General features: G+C 63.4%; 15 protein-coding genes. 10 read left to right on the top strand and 5 right to left on the bottom strand.

Going from position 1 to position 17374, the window contains the following annotated elements; translation table 11 throughout:
• Positions 1–15 precede the first annotated feature (15 nt).
• Positions 16–1632, bottom strand: coding sequence for an ABC transporter substrate-binding protein (locus ACI3KW_RS03165; RefSeq protein WP_404846896.1), 1617 nt, complete (start codon positions 1630–1632; stop codon positions 16–18).
• 358 nt (positions 1633–1990) lie between these two features.
• Here ACI3KW_RS03165 and ACI3KW_RS03160 point away from each other — a divergent pair, with 358 nt between their 5' ends.
• Genes ACI3KW_RS03160 through ACI3KW_RS03150 form a run of 3 tightly spaced genes read left to right on the top strand, consistent with a single transcriptional unit; the run spans position 1991 to position 4212 of the window.
• Positions 1991–2140, top strand: a complete 150-nt coding sequence (locus ACI3KW_RS03160; RefSeq protein ID WP_404846895.1) for a hypothetical protein — start codon at positions 1991–1993, stop codon at positions 2138–2140.
• A 21-nt stretch (positions 2141–2161) separates the two neighbouring features.
• Positions 2162–3262 carry an LLM class flavin-dependent oxidoreductase gene (locus ACI3KW_RS03155; RefSeq protein ID WP_404846894.1) on the top strand — a complete coding sequence of 367 codons (1101 nt, stop codon included), beginning with the start codon at positions 2162–2164 and terminating at the stop codon, positions 3260–3262.
• Positions 3259–4212 (top strand): amidohydrolase family protein, encoded by a 954-nt coding sequence (locus ACI3KW_RS03150; protein ID WP_404846893.1) that lies wholly within the window; start codon positions 3259–3261, stop codon positions 4210–4212. The genes ACI3KW_RS03155 and ACI3KW_RS03150 overlap by 4 nt, the downstream gene beginning before the upstream one ends.
• A 92-nt stretch (positions 4213–4304) precedes the next feature.
• Here ACI3KW_RS03150 and ACI3KW_RS03145 read toward each other — a convergent pair whose 3' ends face one another.
• The 4 genes from ACI3KW_RS03145 to ACI3KW_RS03130 form a co-directional block, all read right to left on the bottom strand.
• The gene (locus tag ACI3KW_RS03145) at positions 4305–5366 is read right to left on the bottom strand and encodes an aldo/keto reductase (protein ID WP_404846892.1); all 1062 of its coding nucleotides are present in this window, start codon (positions 5364–5366) and stop codon (positions 4305–4307) included.
• 63 nt (positions 5367–5429) lie between these two features.
• On the bottom strand, positions 5430–7184 hold the full coding sequence (locus ACI3KW_RS03140; RefSeq protein WP_404846891.1) for an ABC transporter ATP-binding protein: 1755 nt from the start codon (positions 7182–7184) through the stop codon (positions 5430–5432).
• Positions 7181–8149, bottom strand: coding sequence for an ABC transporter permease (locus tag ACI3KW_RS03135; RefSeq protein ID WP_262167922.1), 969 nt, complete (start codon positions 8147–8149; stop codon positions 7181–7183). The genes ACI3KW_RS03140 and ACI3KW_RS03135 overlap by 4 nt, the downstream gene beginning before the upstream one ends.
• Complete coding sequence (locus tag ACI3KW_RS03130; protein WP_113120353.1) at positions 8149–9135, bottom strand: ABC transporter permease; 987 nt, start codon at positions 9133–9135, stop codon at positions 8149–8151. The genes ACI3KW_RS03135 and ACI3KW_RS03130 overlap by 1 nt, the downstream gene beginning before the upstream one ends.
• 328 nt (positions 9136–9463) lie before the next feature.
• Here ACI3KW_RS03130 and ACI3KW_RS03125 point away from each other — a divergent pair, with 328 nt between their 5' ends.
• The 7 genes from ACI3KW_RS03125 (at position 9464) to ACI3KW_RS03095 (ending at position 17271) form a co-directional block, all read left to right on the top strand.
• Positions 9464–10504 carry an ABC transporter substrate-binding protein gene (locus tag ACI3KW_RS03125; RefSeq protein WP_404846890.1) on the top strand — a complete coding sequence of 347 codons (1041 nt, stop codon included), beginning with the start codon at positions 9464–9466 and terminating at the stop codon, positions 10502–10504.
• 12 nt (positions 10505–10516) lie between these two features.
• Positions 10517–11743 carry an acyl-CoA dehydrogenase family protein gene (locus ACI3KW_RS03120; protein WP_404846889.1) on the top strand — a complete coding sequence of 409 codons (1227 nt, stop codon included), beginning with the start codon at positions 10517–10519 and terminating at the stop codon, positions 11741–11743.
• A 13-nt stretch (positions 11744–11756) separates the two neighbouring features.
• The gene (locus ACI3KW_RS03115) at positions 11757–12782 is read left to right on the top strand and encodes an ABC transporter substrate-binding protein (protein ID WP_404846888.1); all 1026 of its coding nucleotides are present in this window, start codon (positions 11757–11759) and stop codon (positions 12780–12782) included.
• Complete coding sequence (locus ACI3KW_RS03110; protein WP_404846887.1) at positions 12779–13648, top strand: NAD(P)H-binding protein; 870 nt, start codon at positions 12779–12781, stop codon at positions 13646–13648. Before ACI3KW_RS03115 ends, ACI3KW_RS03110 begins: the two co-directional genes overlap by 4 nt.
• 32 nt (positions 13649–13680) lie before the next feature.
• Positions 13681–14331, top strand: a complete 651-nt coding sequence (locus tag ACI3KW_RS03105) for an NAD(P)-dependent oxidoreductase (RefSeq protein ID WP_404846886.1) — start codon at positions 13681–13683, stop codon at positions 14329–14331.
• A 158-nt stretch (positions 14332–14489) separates the two neighbouring features.
• A complete protein-coding gene (locus tag ACI3KW_RS03100; protein ID WP_404846885.1) occupies positions 14490–15581 on the top strand; it encodes a rhodanese-like domain-containing protein in 1092 nt (363 codons plus the stop codon).
• A 91-nt stretch (positions 15582–15672) separates the two neighbouring features.
• Complete coding sequence (locus ACI3KW_RS03095) at positions 15673–17271, top strand: ABC transporter substrate-binding protein (protein WP_404846884.1); 1599 nt, start codon at positions 15673–15675, stop codon at positions 17269–17271.
• Positions 17272–17374: the final 103 nt, after the last annotated feature.

Here is a 17374-nt window from a genome sequence, read left to right as displayed (position 1 = left end):
TTCAGCGCGCCCCGATCATTGCTGCAGCCAGATATCGGCGCCGTTGCTCCATAGGTCTTCGACGCCGACCTTCAGGTTTTGCACGCGCTTGTCGTAGATGGTGAGCACGGCGGGCGTGACGATATCGAGCGTGGGCAGATCTTCCACCACGATGCGCTGGAACTGGTTGAACAGCTCGACGCGCTTGGCCTGATCAACCTCGACCGCCGCCGCTTCGAGCAGGCGATCGACTTCGGGGTTGGAATATTTCGAGCCATTGGTGAAGGGCACGCCGGGCTTGAAATTCTTGGACCAGTAGAGGCGCTGGATGCCCACGGTGGGATCATAAAGATTGCTCATGCCCTCGATGGCGATGTCGAAATCGCGATCGGTGAACACGCGCTTGACGAAAGTGGCGAAATCCTGCGTGCGCAGCTCGACCTGGATGCCGACCTTGGCGAGGGCTTGGGCGAAATATTCGGCGGTCTGCTTGGGCGGGCCCGAGGGCTGGGTCGGGTCGATGAACAGCTTGAAGCGCCAGCCATCGGCGCCCTTGGGATAGCCGGCCTCGTCGAGCAGGGCATCGGCCTTGGCCGGATCGAACGCGTATTTGGGCAGATCGGGCGTGAAGAAGCGGGTGAGATCAGGGCTGACCGGGCCATCAAGGCGGGTGGCGTAGCCGAGATAGATGGTGTTGACGATGAAGTCCTTGTCCACCGCATGGGCAATGGCGTGGCGCACCTTGATATCGGCCAGATAGGGATTTTCGAGATTGAATTCGGCGCGGGCAATGCTGGGCGAATAAGGCGCAGGGCGGGTATCGACCACCAGGTTCGGATTGGCCTTGAGGCGCTCGACATCGGTCAGCGGAATATTGGTGGTCGAAACCTGAACTTCGCCGGTTTCGATGGCAGCGACGGCAGCGGCCGGATCGATGATGAAGCGGAAGATGATCTGGTCGAGATGGGGCTTGGGAGCGCCCCAATAATTCTCGTTACGGGTGAACAGGGCATGGCTGCCGCGCACCCACTCGACGAATTTATAGGGTCCGGTGCCGATCGGCGCCGCATTGTGCGGGTTCTCGGGAATATTGGTGCCTTCATAGAGATGCTTGGGCACGATCGGCGCTTCGAAGCTGGCAAAGGCGCTGAGCAGGAATGGCGCGGGCTTGGAGAGGATCAGCTCGACCTCGTTGGGTGCCAGCACATTGGCCTGTTCGACCGAGGCAAAGGTGGCGCGACCGCGGGGATGATGCTCCTTGAGCGCCAGGATGGAGAAGGCGACGTCTTCGGCGGTGAAATCCTCGCCATCATGCCATTTCACGCCCTCGCGCAGCTTGAACCAATAGCGCAGGCCATCCTCGGCGACGGTCCATTCGGTGGCCAGCAGCGGCTGCGGATTGAAATCCTCGTCATAGGTCAAAAGGCTCTCGGTGGCCTTGCCGCTGATGTAATAGGCGGCGCCGGCGCTATGGGCGATGAGCACCAGCACGGGAGGCTCGGTGCCGATATTGATGGAGATGCTGCCGCCCTGCACGGGCTCGCTCTGTGCAAAGGACGGCCCGGACCAGGCAGTGACCGCCGCGATGGCGGCCGTGGACAGCAGGAACGCGCGGCGAGTGAGCGGCAATATGCGCGGGTTGCGGATCGACATCAGAAGTATTCCCCGTTGATGCGGCCTGGCTCAGGCACGGGCCGCAGATGATCTTGGCCACCCAAATCGGGGAGGCGGCTTAAAGCATATAATCTCTAGTAATTTAATCGAGATACTAGATTGCTGCCGTTTCCATGCCGGAGAAAAAGCGCGGGTGCGACGCGGCACCTGGGGAGAATAATATGGCGGCGAGGCGTGCCGAGGCGGGGTTGGCGACCCGAGGCACCACGCGCCGTTCAGGCGAAAGATTTTCTGCGTCCTGGCAGAGTGCCGAAATGCCGCTCCGCGTCGGCGTCCGAAAACGCAATCGACAATCTCTATCAATTGAATAGACTTAATCCAGCATGAGGTGAAACCTATGACTGTGATCGAAACCGGCAAATCGCGCATCGCGATCAATCCCCGCATTGTCATGCGCAGAAAGGCTGCCGAACTGCTGGTGCTGGCCGGCACGAGCCTGGCCTTTATCTTCGCGCTCGCCATCGCCTTCGGCTTCATCAGCGGCTGAGCCAATCTCCAGGAGCTTCCAATGGCATCCGAATTTATCGGTCACACTTCCAATCGCGAGGGCTCCGACATCGTGCCCACGAGCGGCCCGGTGATCGACAAGACCTATATCCGCAATCACGTGCAGGCGGCGGAGGCGGCCGGGATCGACCGGTTGCTGATCGGGCAGTTTGCGCAATGGCCGGATAACAACCAGATCGCCGCCTATGTGTTCGGCCAGACCGAGCGGATCGGCGCCCTGCTCGCGCATCGCCCGGGCCTGATGGCGCCGACGCTGGGCGCGCGGCAATTGGCGACGCTGGACCAGTTTTCCGAGGGCCGGGTCTGGGTCCACATCATCACCGGCGGCTCCGATGCCGATCAGGCGCGGGACGGCGATTTCGAGGATCACGACACCCGCTATGCCCGCACCGACGAATATATCGAGGTACTCAAGAGGGTCTGGGAGAGCGACGCTCCGTTCGACCATGAGGGGCGGTTCTACAAGTTCAAGGGCGCTTTCAGCCAGGTAAAGCCGTTCCAGAAGCCGCGCATTCCGATTTCGTTCGGCGGCTCATCGGACGCGGCCATCGCGGTAGCCGGCAAGCATGCCGATATCTATGCGCTATGGGGCGAACCGCTCGATGGCACGCGCGAAACCATTGCCAAGGTGCGCGCCGCCGCCATTGCCAATGGCCGCGATCCCAATGCCATCCGCTTCACCCTGGCCTTCCGCACCATTGTCGCCGATACCGAGGACCAGGCCTGGTCCAACGCCGCCGATATCCTCGAAAAGGTCAAGGCTGGCGTGGCGCGGCAGGCGGGCGGCAATGGCGAGAAGCTGCCCGCCAATGTCGGATCGGTCCGCCTGCGGGAAGCGGCCAAGCGCGGCAAGGTGCTCGACAAGCGGCTATGGACCGAAGTGGCCGAAGCCAGCGGCGCGGGCGGCAATTCCACCGCTTTGGTCGGCAACCCCGAACAGGTGGCCGAAGCCATGCTCGACTATTACGATGCCGGCATTTCCAACTTCCTGGTGCGCGGCTTTTATCCCACCGCCGACACGGTGACCTATGGCCGCGATGTCGTGCCGCTGGTCAAGGCCGGCATTGCCGAACGCGAAGCAAGGAAGGTTGCCGCAGAATGAGTACGCCGCTCGACATCGTCGATATCCATACCCATCTCTGGCCACCCGCCTGGGGCCCGGGCGGTAAATATGCCAAGCCCGCCGGTTCGTTCTCGCCCGAGATCTACCGCAAGATCACGACACCGGCGGCGCTGGTCGATGAATTCAAGGCGGCCAGGGTGTCGCTGGCAGTGGTCACAGCGACTATCGAAAGCCTGTTCGGCGCCGAGGGCCCGGTGGATTTCGGCGCTATCGCCGAGGCCAATGACTGGCTTGCGAGCCTGGTCGCGACCGAGCCGTCGCTGGCAGCCTTCGCCGTCACTGACGTGTTTGCGGGCGAGGCAGGTGCGCGGGAAGCCGAACGGGCCATCGTCGATTTGGGGCTCTCTGGCCTCGTCATCGATTCCTCGCGTGGGGGTAAGTTCCTGGCCGACCCATCGGCCCGGCCGACGCTCGAGGTTGCGGCGCGTCACCGCGTGCCAGTCTTCGTGCATCCGGTGGCCCATCCCAATTCCGATGTGCTGATCGCCGGGGCCGGCATGCTGGGCAATTCGCTGGGCCGCGGCTTGATGAATGGGGTGGCATTCCTCTCCGTCATCCAGTCGTCCATTCTCGACGACCTGCCCGATCTGCATCTGGTGTTCGCGACGCTGGGCCTGGGCGGTATCGTGCAGGCGGCGCGTGGTGGCATCTATGGTCGCACAGAGCGGCAGCGGCAACCGCGCCCCAATATCTATTTCGACACGATGGGCGCCGATCCGGCCATCGTGCGCCTGCTGGTGGGCTTCTTTGGCGCCGAGCGCGTGCTGGCCGGCACCGATTGGCCGATCCTGCCGGCGCTGCAGGCGGAAAGCCTGGGCGCCAACCTTGCCGAAGCCGGTCTGAACGAAGCCGAGCAGCGGCTGGTCGCCGGTGGCAATGCGCGGCGCCTCCTGGCCCTGCGCAAGACGCAGGCGCAGGCCGCCGAATAAGCGGATAGTTCGCAGTTTCGCGCCGGCAAGGCAGCATAGCAAAAAGGCCCGCGGATTGCTCCGCGGGCCTTTCATATTCATACGTTTGGCGCTTACGCGACCTTCTGGATCCGGCTCAGGGGAATGACCTGGGCGGTGCCGGCGGCGGAGCGGGCGACGCGGCCTTCAACGGGGTGGCCCGGATCGGTGAAGCCGGGCGTCGAGGGATGGCCGGTGGCCACCAGGCGATCGACCAGCGCTTCATCTTCGGCATCGAGCTTGACGTCGAGCGCCCGGATATAGCCATCCCACTGCTCTTCGGTGCGCGGACCGGCAATGGCCGAGGTGATGAGCTGGTTGTTCAGCACCCAGGCCAGCGCGAAATCGGCGGCGGCGATGCCCTTGGCTTCGGCGTGGGCGGCAACTTGCTTCGCGATGGCGATGGATTCCTCGCGGAACTCCACGTCGTGCATGCGTTTGTCGCCGCGGCCGGCACGGGTGTCGGCGCCAGGCGCCTCGCCGATATTGTATTTGCCCGTCAGGATGCCGCGCGCCAGCGGGCTATAGGAGACATTGCCCAGGCCATTGCCCACGGCGGCCGGCAATTGCTCGGCCTCGGCGGTGCGATTGACGATGTTGTAGAGCGGCTGGCTGGCGATCGGGCGGTCAATGCCGAGCTGGTCGGCCAGATGGGCCACTTCGGCAATGCGCCAGCCGCGGAAGTTCGAGACGCCGAAATAGCGCAGCTTGCCGGCCTTGATCAGGTCGGCGATCGCCCGCACCGGTTCTTCCAGCGAGGCGTCGAACACGGCGCGGTGAAAATAGATGATGTCGATATAATCGGTCTTCAGATTGCGCAGGCTGTTCTCGACCGTTTCGAAGACCCATTTGCGCGAATAGCCGCCCTTATTGGGCTTATCGCTGCGGGAATTGACGAATTTGGTGGCCACGACCCAATCGTCGCGATTGGCCTTGATCCCTTGGCCGACGACCTGCTCGGACTTACCGTCGTGATAGACATCGGCGGTGTCGATGAAATTGATGCCTTGGTCGCGCGCCTTGTCGATGATGCGGAACGCAACATCGTCGGGTGTCTGGTTGCCAAACATCATACTGCCGAGGGTGATTGGCGACACCTTGAGGGCGCTGCGCCCGAGGTAACGGTAGTCGACCATTGCTATTCTCCGTAAGCTAAGCGACGCGGCTGCGTCTTGTGAGGATAGAAGCGAAATCTGCCGTTAAGTGGCGGCGAGTTCGCGTGCTGCACGCGGATGGGCCACGCGGGCGCCACCCTTGTCATTGGCCGCGGCGATCAGCGCGCGGGTATAGTCGGTTTTCGGCGACCGCCAGATGGTCCTGTGGTCGCTCTCCTCGACGATCCGGGCATCCTTCATCACGATCACCCGGTCCGAAATGTATTGGACCACGGCGAGATCGTGCGAGATGAAGAGATAGGATAGACCCAGCGAGGTCTTGAGGTCGACCAGCAGATTGAGAATCTGGGCCTGGATCGAGACGTCGAGCGCCGATACCGGTTCGTCGCAGATGACGAGCGACGGCCGCAGGATCAGCGCGCGGGCAATGCCGATGCGCTGGCGTTGCCCGCCGGAAAATTCATGCGGATAGCGATCGGCGACATTTGACGGCAGGCGGACATGCTCGAAGGTTTCGTTGAGGCGGCGGCGGCGTTCCGCAGCGTCCCTGACGCCGTGCACGATCAGTGGCGCCTCGAGGATGTCGCGGATGGTCTTGCGCGGGTTGAGCGAGCCAAACGGATCCTGGAAGATCATCTGCAGGTCGCGCCGCACCGGCTGCAGCTGATTGGGCGAGAGCGCGGTAATGTCCCGCCCCTGGAAGACGATGCTGCCCTGCTGGGTGTTGACCAAGCGCATGATAGCCTTGGAAAGGGTCGACTTGCCGCTGCCGGATTCGCCCACAATGCCGAGGGTTTCGCCCTTGGCGAGGGTCAGCGAGACATTGTCGAGTGCCCGATTGGCGCGCTGTCTGGTCTGGTAGGTCACCGAGAGGTCGCGCACGGCCAGCAGCGGTTCGGCAGTGGCAGGCGTTGTTGGCAGGCGTTTCGCCGGCGGCTTCACGTCGTAGACATTGCGGCCATCAGCGCCGCGCGCCACGCGCACCTCGGCGAGCGACTGGGCGGAGTAATGCACCTCCTCGTCGAGCCGGATCGAAGCTTGCGTCAGGCCACTCGTATAGGGATGCCGGCCAGGCCGGAACAGGTCGGGCGTCGCCAGCTCTTCCAGCTTGTCGCCGTGATACATGACCACGACCCGATCGCTCCAACGCGACACCAGGCCCAGATCGTGGGTGATGAGCAGCAGGCCCATGGACAGCTTGTGGCGCAATTCATCGAGCAGTTCGAGAATCTGCGCCTGGATCGTGGCGTCGAGTGCGGTGGTGGGCTCGTCAGCGATGAGCAGCTTGGGCTTGCAGGCAACGGCCATGGCGATCATCACGCGCTGGCGCTGGCCACCAGAGAGCTGATGGGGGAAATCATCGACGCGTTTGGCCGGCTCGGGGATTTTCACCAGATCAAGCAGTTCGATGGCCCGTTCGCGCGCCGCCTTGTGCGACAGTTTTTCATGCAGGCGCAACACTTCGACGATCTGGTTGCCGATGCTCGCCACCGGATTGAGCGAGGTCATCGGCTCCTGAAAGATCATGGCGATGTCGCGGCCGCGCACCTTGCGCATGTCACGTTCGGAGAGGGCCAGCAGGTCCTGGCCTTCGAAACTGATGCGGCCATTGGGAATGCGGGCATTGCGCGGCAGCAGGCGCATCAGCGCCAGGGCGCTCAGCGATTTGCCGGAGCCGGATTCGCCCACCACGGCCAGCGTCTCGCCGCGGTCGATGTGAAAGTTCAGCCGTTTGACCGGATCGGTTGTGCCGAAGCGGATGGTGAGATCTTCGACGTCCAGCAGGCGGCTGGTATTGGCCGGGCGGGATTGCGCTAGTGTCGGGGTGATCGCGTTCATGCCCGTTCCTCCGAAAAGCGTGGATTGAGGGCGTCGTTGAGGCCATCGCCGATCAGGTTGAGCGCCAGCACGGTGAAGACGATGGCGAGACCCGGCAGCAACGTCAGATACCAGGCGGTGCGGATCAGCTCACGGCCGCTGCCGATCATCGAACCCCAACTGACCACGTTTGGATCACCCAGCCCCATGAAGCTCAGCGCCGATTCCATCAGGATGGCCGTTGCCACCATGACCGAGGCGGTGACGATCAGGGGCGGCAGGGCATTAGGCAGCACTTCCTGGAAGATGATGCGCGCATTGCCGAAGCCCAGGCTGCGGGCGGCCATGACGTAATCCTTCTCGCGGATGGCGCGGAATTCGGCACGGGTCAGGCGCGCCACCATGGGCCAGCTGACAATGGCGATGGCGATGGTGACGGTCAGTGCGGAGGGCTGGAGGATGGCCACCAGCACGACAAGCAGGACGAAGTTCGGCAGCGTCTGGAAGATCTCGATGATGCGCACCAAAACGTCATCGACCCAGCCGCCGAAATAGCCGGCAGTTGCCCCGACCAGTACGCCGACGGTGAGGCCCAGCGCGGTGGCGGCAAGCCCCACGAACAGGGAAATGCGCGAGCCGTGGACGATGCCGGCCAGCACGTCGCGGCCCATGGAATCGCTGCCCAGGGGATAGGCGGCGTCCTGCCCGGGCCACAGGAAAGGCTTGGTCACCATGCCCAGCGGATCGCCGGGGAAGATAAGGGGGGCAATCAGCGCGATGACGACCATGATGCCCAGAAAGACCAGGCCGAATAGCGCGTTGGGATTGCGCAGGAACAGCCGGAGTTCACGCCAGCCGGCCGGGACGGTAACGGTGGCAGTGAGCGTGGTGCGTGCATCGGGGGCCCGCAGATTGTGCCATTCGGGCTTGGCCGGGGCCTCCGGCCTGGCCGGAACGGCGCCAACGCCGAGATCGGTCGTGGACATCAGTGTTCTCCAATCCGTGGGTCGAGCCAGGTCTGCAGCAGGTCCACCACCGCATTGGCGAAAATTACCAGCAGCGAGGACAGCAACAGAATGCCCAGCAGAACCGTGTAGTCGCGACCCATCACGGCCTCGAAGGCGAGACGGCCCAGACCCGGCCAGCTATAGACCGTCTCCACCACCACAGCCCCGCCCAGCATACCGCCGATATGCATGCCGGCCATGGTGGTGATGGGAATGAGCGCGTTGCGCAACACGTGGCGCAGTGTCACCGCAACGGGCGAAAGCCCCTTGGCGTAGGCGGTGCGAACGAAGTCCTGGCTGCGGACCTCCAGCATGGCGGCGCGGGTCAAACGGGCGTAGATGGCGACGTAAAACAGCGCCAGCGAAGTAGCCGGCAGCACCATATAGCGCGCCTTGTCGACAATGGCGGCCCAACCTGTGAGGTTGGAGCCGATGGTCCCTGCCCCGCCGCTGGGCAGCCAGCCCAGCGTTACCGAGAACAGCACGATCAGCATCAGGCCGATCCAGAAGCCGGGAATGGAATAAAACAGCAGCGAGAAGATCGACAGCAACCGGTCCGGCAGACGGCCGGCGAAGAAGGACATGACCGAGCCCAGGGCGAGGCCGATCAGGATGGCGATGGCCAGCGCCATAGCCATCAGGGTCAGCGTGCCCGGCAGGCGCTGGCCGATCAGGTCCATGACCGGCATGCCATAGCGCGGCGAAAAACCGAGGCTGAAATGGGCAAGATTGTTGAGATAATTGGCGAGCTGGACCAACACGGGATTGTCGAGCCCGAAGCGGGTCCGCAATGCCGCCATGGATTCTGCGGTGGCAGACCCCGCCTCGCCCGCCATCACGTCGGCCGCGTCGCCAGGGGCCAACTGCAGCAGGAAGAAGTTGAGGATGATGATCCCCAGAACGGTGGGGATCGCCTGCAACAACGTTCGCCGCAACGATCGGGCGGTTCTGGCCAGCGCTGACATAAGCAAGCTCTCTTGATGTGCTTCGAATGGCCGGGAACGGCCGGTTGCTGCGACAAGCCGGGGCGGTTCGCAGCTCCTGAATTTTATTGTTGACTAACTTTATAGGCTTTGTCAAACGTGTTTCAGAAAATCCATCCTGTCATTACGGCTTTTCAGGAACTAGCTTCCTCAATCAGGCGAATATGATCTTCTGTAAGCAAGTTTTTGCCAATCCAAGGATGGGTGAGCAATTTTCAACTCTCTGCACTGCAGGGCTTGGAAAATGCTCTTCCGGCTGGATTGAGACGCAGCGGCCGGTAGCGACGGCCATCACCGACGGAGAGGCATGATGACGCTCAAGAATGCAATTTCGGAAATCTGGTACACGCGCTGCCCGGTGCCCACTCCGGTAGGACTCGCGGTGCAACTAGGCCTGCTTGATGAGACCTTTGCGCGCGAAGGCATCAAGCTCAACTCGATCATCGACAGCAAGGATCGCGCCGTTCGGTCCAGCCATTTCGATCACCACTTGAGCTATTCCTTCCGTCACGGCGGCAATGTGCCGCCGATCCGCGCCCGTTCGGAAGGCAACCCAACCCGGCTGGTCGGCATCACGTGGACCGACGAATTCCAGGCCATCATCACCCTGCCTGAGACCGGCATCAAGACAACCAAGGACCTCGTCGGCCGCCGCTTCGGCGTGGCGCGCCGCCCGGAGGGCATTGTCGATTTCATGCATGCGACCGCGCTCAAGGGACTGGTTTCGGCGCTATCGCTGGAAGGGCTCTCGCACAAACAAGTCGAGATCGTCGATATCCATCTGACCGATTCCGTGCTGGACGGGCGCGAGGGGCCGCAGCTCTATGGTCTGCGCAATCGCCAAGCTTATGGCGCCGAAATCGCGGCGCTGCTGCGCGGCGAGGTCGATGCAATTTATGTGAAGGGTACGCCGGGCATCAGCGTGGCGAACCTGTTTGCTACCCATACCGTGGCCGAGTTCGGTTTCCATCCCGATCCAAAGATCCGCATTAATTCTGGCTCGCCCCGGGTTCTGACTGTTGACGAGCGCCTCGCCGAGGACCGGCCGGACCTCGTCACCAAGCTGATCGGCACGCTGCAGCGGGCCAGTGCCTGGGCTGAAACGCATCCCGACGACGTGCGTCGCTTCGTGGCCAGGGAAGTTGGAGCCTCCGAGGAAGTGGTCGCGGCCGCCAACGGCCCCGAGCTGCATCGCCATCTCGGCATCGGGCTTGAGCCCGAACTCATCGACGCCATCGGCCACTACAAGGATTTCCTGCATGAATGGGGGTTCCTCAAGGCCAATTTCGACATCAACGACTGGGTCGATCGCCGCCCCTATGACGCGCTCGACGCCCGCGCTGTCGCCTGAACGGAGCCTGCCATGACCACGGATTTCGCGCCCTACCTGGAACAGGCCGAGCAACTGGGCAAACGGTTTGCCCTGACCGCCCGGCATTATGACGAAACCGGCGATTTTCCTTTCGCCAATTTCGATGCGCTCTATGAGGCGGGTCTGTTGGGTCTGGTGACAGCCACCGAGCATGGCGGGCTGGGCGGTGGGTTGAGCGAGGCGCTGACGGTGGTTTCGTCCGTGGCGCGAGGCGAACCCTCCACCGCCCTGGTGCTGGCCATGCATTACAGCCAGCACTATTCCATCCGCGCTTCGGGCAAGTGGCCGGACCACTTGATCGAGCGGGTGACCAAGGCCAATCGCGACGGGGTGGCGCTGCTCAATGCCGCTCAGGTCGAGCCTCGCGTCGGCTCGCCCTCGCATGGCTCGCCACCCGAGACCATCGCCCGCAAGGTGGGCAATCAGTGGCGCATCACGGGCCACAAGACCTATGCCACCGGCATTCCGCTGCTGAAATGGGTTGCCGTGCTCGCCATCACCGACGAGCCCGAGCCACGTCTTGGCTCGTTCCTGGTGCCGACCGATGCCGATGGCATTCGCGTCGAGAAGACCTGGAATGCCACCGGCATGCGCGCCACCAACAGCGATGACCTCATCCTCGACGATGTTGCGATCCCACTTGAAGACGTTATTGACATCGCCCCGGCCAGCGAAGGGCTCAGGCGCGATGAACGTCAGGGTGCCTGGTATTTTTCGCTGGTGCCGGCGATCTATGATGGCGCGGCGCGTGGGGCCCGCGACTGGCTGATCGAATTCACCACGACCCGCGCCCCGGCAAGCCTGGGCGCACCACTATCCACCCTGCCCCGCATTCAGGATGGGTTGGGTCAGATCGAAGTCTGGCTCACCACCAACCGGCGCCTGCTGCGATCGATCGCCGAGGATTATGACAGCGGGCGTCCATTCGGCCCCGACGCCGCGGCGGTCAAGCATGTGGTGATCGAGAATGCCATCGCGGCGACGACGCTGGCGCTCGATCTGGGCGGCAATCCCGGCATCAGCCGCGACAATCCGCTGGAGCGGCACCATCGCGATGCCCTCTCCGGCAAGGCGCATGCGCCGCAGAACAACATGATCCGCATCATTCTGGCCAAGGCGGCATTGGGCCGGCACGCCGCGGCAGGCACCTCGCCGCTTGAGCCCGTTCCGGTGCGCACGCACCAGCCACCCCGCCTCGCCGTCGTCGGCAGCGCGTGATCGGAGCCCCCTGATGAGCCAATCGGTCTGGTATACCCGCTGCCCCGCGCCTACCCCGCTTTCCATCGCCTACCAGCTCGGCTGGGTGGAACAACACTTCAAGGAGGCGGGTGTCGGCGTCCGCTCGATCCGCGATAGCAAGGAGCCGGCGGTGCGGGAGAGCCATTTCACCCATGCGCTGGATTTCTCGTTCCGCCAGGGCGGCAATATTCCTCCGCTCTGGGCCCGTTCGGGCGGGCGGGAAACGCGAGTCGTTGGCGTAACCACAACCGACGAATTCCAGGCCATCATCGCCCTGCCCGGTTCCGGTATCGCCAAAGGCAGCGACCTCAGGGGCCGCCGCATTGGCGTGCCGCGCAAGCCGGGCGAGCGCATCGATTTCCAGCGCGCCACCGCGCTCAAGGGCATTGTCTCCGCGCTTTCGCTCGAGGGGCTGTCTCACACCGATGTGGAACTGGTCTATCTCGACAGCCCGGAAGCCAGTTTGATCGAGACCGGCAATGCGGCCTTCCTCGGTCTCAAACGCCGCTATCCCTATGGCGAAGAGCTGCTAGCCTTGGCCAGCGGCCGGATCGACGCCTTTTTCGTCAAGGGCGCCGAGGGACTGGTGCTGGCCAACCATATTGGCGCAGTCGTCGTGTCCGAATTCGGCTTCCATCCCGATCCGCGCATTCGCGTCAACAATGGCACGCCGCGTCCGCTGACAGTCGATGCGCTCTTTCTCGAGCAGCGCCCGGACCTCGTGGCTGATCTCGTCGCCATTGTCGGCCGCGTTGCTGACTGGGCGGAGGCCCATCCGCATGATGCGGTACGACTGATCGCCAACGAGATCGGTGTCGGCGAGGACGCCGTCTGGGCCGCCAACGGGCCAGATGTGCATCGCCATCTTGCTCTGACCTTGGATGACGAGCAGGCAGTGGCCTTCGCCCATTTCAAGACCTTCCTGCTCGAATGGGGCTTTATCCCGACTGATTTCGACGTGGCAGGCTGGTTCGCCCCGGCTCCCCTGGAGGCGGCCACACGCCGCAACGCGGCATGAGCGTCCCGATCCTGGTGACCGGGGCCACCGGGCGGTTGGGTCAATTGGTAACCGCAAGGTTGCTGGAACAGAGCCAGCGTGTCCGGGTCTTCACCCGGAGGCCCGAAACGGCACGGGCCTTGTTCGGCGCCAGGGTCGAGATTGCCCCAGGCGATTTCGCCGATCGGGATTCGTTGCATAAAGCGCTGGCCGGCACCCGCAAGCTTTTCCTGCTGTCCCCGATCAGCGAAAGGTTGGCCGAGGAACAGATCGCCGCGGCCGGCGCCGCCGCCATTGAGGGCGGCTCGCGCATCGTCAAGATTTCGGGGTCCGACTGGACCATCGATCCGCCCGGCGTCTCGATTTCGGGCGACGCCCATGCGGCGGTCGAATGGCATCTACGCGGCCTCAATATCGAACATGTCTGCATCCGTCCCAATGCCTGGATGCAGGTCGCACTCCTCAACACGATCAGGCAGGCTATGACCCGCCAGGTGCTCAATGCGCGACATGGCACAGCCCGCGTCGCCTATATCGACGCCCGCGACATTGCCGATGTGGCCGTGCATCAATTGCTGGCGCCACGAGTCGCGGACAAGCCGCTGATCATCACCGGCAGCGAAGCCGTTTCGATCCGCGATATCGCCGGGATTCTGGCGCGCGTTTTGCACCGGCCGATCGGAGTTGCCGAGACTTCGGGAAGCGTCGCACCGCTGCTGGGTGATGGGTTCGAGCATCGCGCCGTTGCCCAGTTCGGTACGCTGATCGCCGCTGGTCGGGCGGCCACGGTAACCCGCGTAGTGCCCGAACTGCTCGGCCATGCGCCACGCACGGTCAAAGCCTTCATCACCGAACATTTCGCCGCCGACGCGGCGCTTGCAGGCTAGCGGTTCGCGGCCGAATTAGAGAAAGACCCATCATGTCCATCGTCGTCTTCGGCGCATCCGGCAATATCGGCAGCAATATCCGCAAGGAGGCGTTGTCGCGAGGCCATCGCGTTACCGCGGTTACCCGCTCGGCCAAGCTGGCGCCGGAGCCTAACCTGACGGCGCTTTCGGCCGATATCGCCAGTGCCGACGATGTTGCGAAGATCGCCGCCGGCCACGACGCGGTGGTCAGTGCCTATAGCCCGGGCCTGCGCAACTATTCTGCGGAAGACGCAGCCGAGTTGATCCGCAAGGCGCATGATGGCTTGTTCGCGGGCGTCAAGCAGGCAGGCGTCAAGCGACTGATCATCGTGGGTGGCGTGGGGAGCCTCGAGGCCAGTCCGGGCGTCGATGTGGTCGATAGCGATTTCTACCCGGCCGGCCACAAGGCGCATACTTTGCGCAATCGCGAAATCCTGCGCAGCCTCAAGCGGGGCGAGCATGACCTGGACTGGACCTATGTGTCGCCGCCGCTCACCATCAAACCTGGCGCGCGCACCGGGCGCTTTCGGCTCGGCGGCGATCAATTGCTGCGCGACGATGACGGCGAAAGCCGGATTTCGGAAGCCGACTTCGCCATCGCCGTGCTCGATGCGCTGGAGCAGAACACCTTCATCCGCCAGCGTTTTACCGCGGCGTATTAAGCGTAGGTCTAGCGCAATTGATCGGGACTTTCCGGGTCAATGACGAAATGCACGTTGCGCCGAAAGGCTTGCTTTCCGTGACTGACAGAAAATCATTCTTTTGAATTCCGTCAAGTAGCCGGATGCTCGAGGCAGCATTTGACCACAGGAGCTCCGGCATGACCCATCGCACGATCAGCAAGCAGACCCTTATCGACTGGCTCGACGATGGCGCCGAATTGGCAGTCCTCGACATTCGCCCCGCCGCTGATGTCGGTTACGCCTCGCCGCTTTTCGCCACCAATCTACCGGCCGACCGGCTCGACGCCGAAATCGACCGCTTCATCCCGCGCCGCGTCGTGCGCACGGTACTGGTCGATGACGGCAAGGGCACGGCCCAAGCCGCCGTCGCCCGCCTCGCCGCTGCCGGATGGAGCAATATCCAGGCCCTTGAAGGCGGCATTCCCGCCTGGATCGAAGGTGGCCTCGACAATCTGCCAACTTTCGACATTCCCGGCGTCCCCTTCGTCACCAAGGTCCGCGACGAAAAGGGCACCCCGGTCGTCACCGCCACCGAACTCCAGGCCCTGCGCGACAAGGGCGAAGACGTAATCGTGCTCGATAGCCGCACGCTGCCCGAATACACCAGGGAGCACGTCCCCGGCGCCGTCAGCGTCCCCGGCGCCGAACTGGTCCTGCGCTTCAAGGATCTGGTCCCCTCGGCCAGCACCAAAGTTCTGGTCTCCTGTGCCGGCCTGCCCCGCGCCATCCTCGGCGCCCAGACGCTGATCGATGCCGGCGTGCCCAATTTCGTCGCCTATCTCGATGACGGCACCAAGGGCTGGACCAATGCGGGCCTCAAGCTCGAAATCGGCAAAACCGCCGCCTATGGCGAGGCCAGCGACACGGCCAGGCAATTCGCCGCCGGGCATATCGAAACCCTCTCCAAGCACGATAGCCTGCTCTATATCGATCAGGCCAATGCCGACGCCTGGGTGAGCGACAAGAACCGCACCACCTACTTCCTCGATGTCCGCACCCCCGAAGAGTTCGCCGCCGCCCATCTGCCGCGCTCGATTTCCTCCGAAGGCGGCCAATTGCTCGGCGTCGCCTATCGCACCATCGCCGTGCGCGGCGCCCGCGTCATCCTGGTCGATGACCTGCTCGGCGTCCGCGCCAAGACCGTCGCCCATTGGCTCCAACGCCGCGGCTACGAAATCGCCATCCTGCTGCACGATTTCAAAGAAGCCAAACTCAGCGCCGTCGCCTGACCCCTGCCGCAAGAATTGCTTTGCCCAACCGCAAAGCAATTCTTCCTCGCGCGTCGGCCGCTACCCTTACGTCCCTCCCGGAGATTTCCCCATGTCCTCGCTCTGGACACCCCGCCGGCGCCATTTCCTCGGCCTATCCGCAGCCGCCCTCGGCGCCGGCCTGCTGGCCCGCCCCACCCTCGCCCAATCGCCCCAGCATGGCGGCACGCTCGTGCTGCTATCCGGCAGCGAGCCGCCGACCCTCACCGGCATCGTGCATACGGGCGTCACCGATTTCACCGGCAAGCACAGCGAAGGCCTGCTGACCTATGATTTCGATCTCAACCCATTGCCGCTGCTGGCCACGAGCTGGGATGTCGCGCCCGACGGGCTGACCTACACATTCGGCCTGCGCCCCAATGTCAAATGGCATGACGGCCAACCCTTCGCCGCCGCCGACGTTGCCTTCTCGCTCGCTGCGATCAAGGACGGCCACCCGCGCGGCCGCGTCACCTTCGCCGCCGTCTCCGATATCCAGACTCCCGACGATCTGACCGTCATCCTCAAGCTCGCCAAGCCAGCCCCATACCTGCTGACCGCCTTGGGTTCGTCGGAAACCCCCATCGTGCCACGCCACCTCTACGAAGGCACCAAGGTCGATGAAAATCCGCATAACAATGCCCCGGTCGGCACCGGCCCCTTTATCTTCAAGGAATGGGTGCGCGGCAGCCATGTCGAGTTCGTCCGCAACGAAAATTATTGGGATGCGCCAAGGCCCTATCTCGATCGCCTGATCATCCGCTTCATCACTGACCCGGCCGCTCGCGCCATCGCGCTGGAAACCGGCGAGGTCCATATCGGCGCCAGCACACCTATTCCGCTCAGCGATCTGGCCCGCTTCGAAACCCTGCCCAATATCGCCATCGAGCGGCGCGGCTATGGTTACAAGAACAACCTCTCGCGCATCGAATTCAACTTCGAACACCCCTTCTTCAAGGATGTGCGCGTTCGCCAGGCCTTCGCGCATACCATCGACAAATCGGTCATCCACCAGACCGTCAATTACGGCTATGGCTCGGTGATCGAGGGCCCCATCGTCCCCTCACTCGCCAAATATTTCGTCCCCAACCTCAAGACCTACGCCATCGACACGGCCAAGGCCGAAACCCTGCTTGATGCCGCAGGCTTCCCGCGCGGCGCCGACGGCATCCGCCAGCGCATCACGCTCGATCCGCTCGGCGGGCAGGACCTCTACAAACGCGGCGGCGAATATATCAAGCAGGCCCTGGCCAAGGTTGGCGTCGAGGTCTCGCTGCGCTCGCAGGATTTCGCCACCTATATCAAGCGCGTCTATACCGATCGCGATTTCGATTTCACCTATCACGGCATGAGCAATCTGTTCGATCCCACCGTGGGCGTGCAGCGCCTCTACTGGAGCAAGAACTTCAAGCCCGGCATCCCCTTCACCAACGGCTCCGGCTACAACAGCCCCGCCGCCGATGCCCTGCTGGAAGCCGCCGCCATAGAAACCGATCCGGCCACCCGCTTCCAGCAATTTGCCGATTTCCAGGCACAAATCCTCGAAGATCTGCCCGACATCAACGTCGTCAGTTCCCCTGACCTCACCCTCTACGACAAGCGCGTCGCCGACCATACGACCGGCGCCGAAGGCATCGCTGGGGGCCTCGCCTACGCCCACTTCACCGCCTGACTCAGGCGGGAAGAATTCCTTTGCCCAGCGCAAAGGAATTCTTTCTCGCGCGTCGCGCAAAGCCTGACATTGTTTACCAGCCGCGCGGCTTGCCGCCGGCGCA

Origin of the sequence: Devosia sp. ZW T5_3, assembly GCF_044987315.1 — a bacterium.
Lineage (GTDB): Bacteria > Pseudomonadota > Alphaproteobacteria > Rhizobiales > Devosiaceae > Devosia.
Note: the sequence above shows the minus strand (reverse complement) of the source record. Positions and strands in the feature narration are given on the sequence as shown.

Excerpts from the sequence above, each read along its gene's own strand:
- ACI3KW_RS03145 (WP_404846892.1), bottom strand. The coding sequence starts at position 5,366 with ATGGTCGACTACCGTTACCTCGGGCGCAGCGCCCTCAAGGTGTCGCCA.
- ACI3KW_RS03100 (WP_404846885.1), top strand. The coding sequence starts at position 14,490 with ATGACCCATCGCACGATCAGCAAGCAGACCCTTATCGACTGGCTCGAC.
- ACI3KW_RS03165 (WP_404846896.1), bottom strand. The coding sequence starts at position 1,632 with ATGTCGATCCGCAACCCGCGCATATTGCCGCTCACTCGCCGCGCGTTC.
- ACI3KW_RS03120 (WP_404846889.1), top strand. The coding sequence starts at position 10,517 with ATGACCACGGATTTCGCGCCCTACCTGGAACAGGCCGAGCAACTGGGC.
- ACI3KW_RS03095 (WP_404846884.1), top strand. The coding sequence starts at position 15,673 with ATGTCCTCGCTCTGGACACCCCGCCGGCGCCATTTCCTCGGCCTATCC.
- ACI3KW_RS03110 (WP_404846887.1), top strand. The coding sequence starts at position 12,779 with ATGAGCGTCCCGATCCTGGTGACCGGGGCCACCGGGCGGTTGGGTCAA.
- ACI3KW_RS03135 (WP_262167922.1), bottom strand. The coding sequence starts at position 8,149 with ATGTCCACGACCGATCTCGGCGTTGGCGCCGTTCCGGCCAGGCCGGAG.
- ACI3KW_RS03160 (WP_404846895.1), top strand. The coding sequence starts at position 1,991 with ATGACTGTGATCGAAACCGGCAAATCGCGCATCGCGATCAATCCCCGC.
- ACI3KW_RS03125 (WP_404846890.1), top strand. The coding sequence starts at position 9,464 with ATGACGCTCAAGAATGCAATTTCGGAAATCTGGTACACGCGCTGCCCG.
- ACI3KW_RS03105 (WP_404846886.1), top strand. The coding sequence starts at position 13,681 with ATGTCCATCGTCGTCTTCGGCGCATCCGGCAATATCGGCAGCAATATC.
- ACI3KW_RS03155 (WP_404846894.1), top strand. The coding sequence starts at position 2,162 with ATGGCATCCGAATTTATCGGTCACACTTCCAATCGCGAGGGCTCCGAC.
- ACI3KW_RS03150 (WP_404846893.1), top strand. The coding sequence starts at position 3,259 with ATGAGTACGCCGCTCGACATCGTCGATATCCATACCCATCTCTGGCCA.
- ACI3KW_RS03115 (WP_404846888.1), top strand. The coding sequence starts at position 11,757 with ATGAGCCAATCGGTCTGGTATACCCGCTGCCCCGCGCCTACCCCGCTT.
- ACI3KW_RS03130 (WP_113120353.1), bottom strand. The coding sequence starts at position 9,135 with ATGTCAGCGCTGGCCAGAACCGCCCGATCGTTGCGGCGAACGTTGTTG.
- ACI3KW_RS03140 (WP_404846891.1), bottom strand. The coding sequence starts at position 7,184 with ATGAACGCGATCACCCCGACACTAGCGCAATCCCGCCCGGCCAATACC.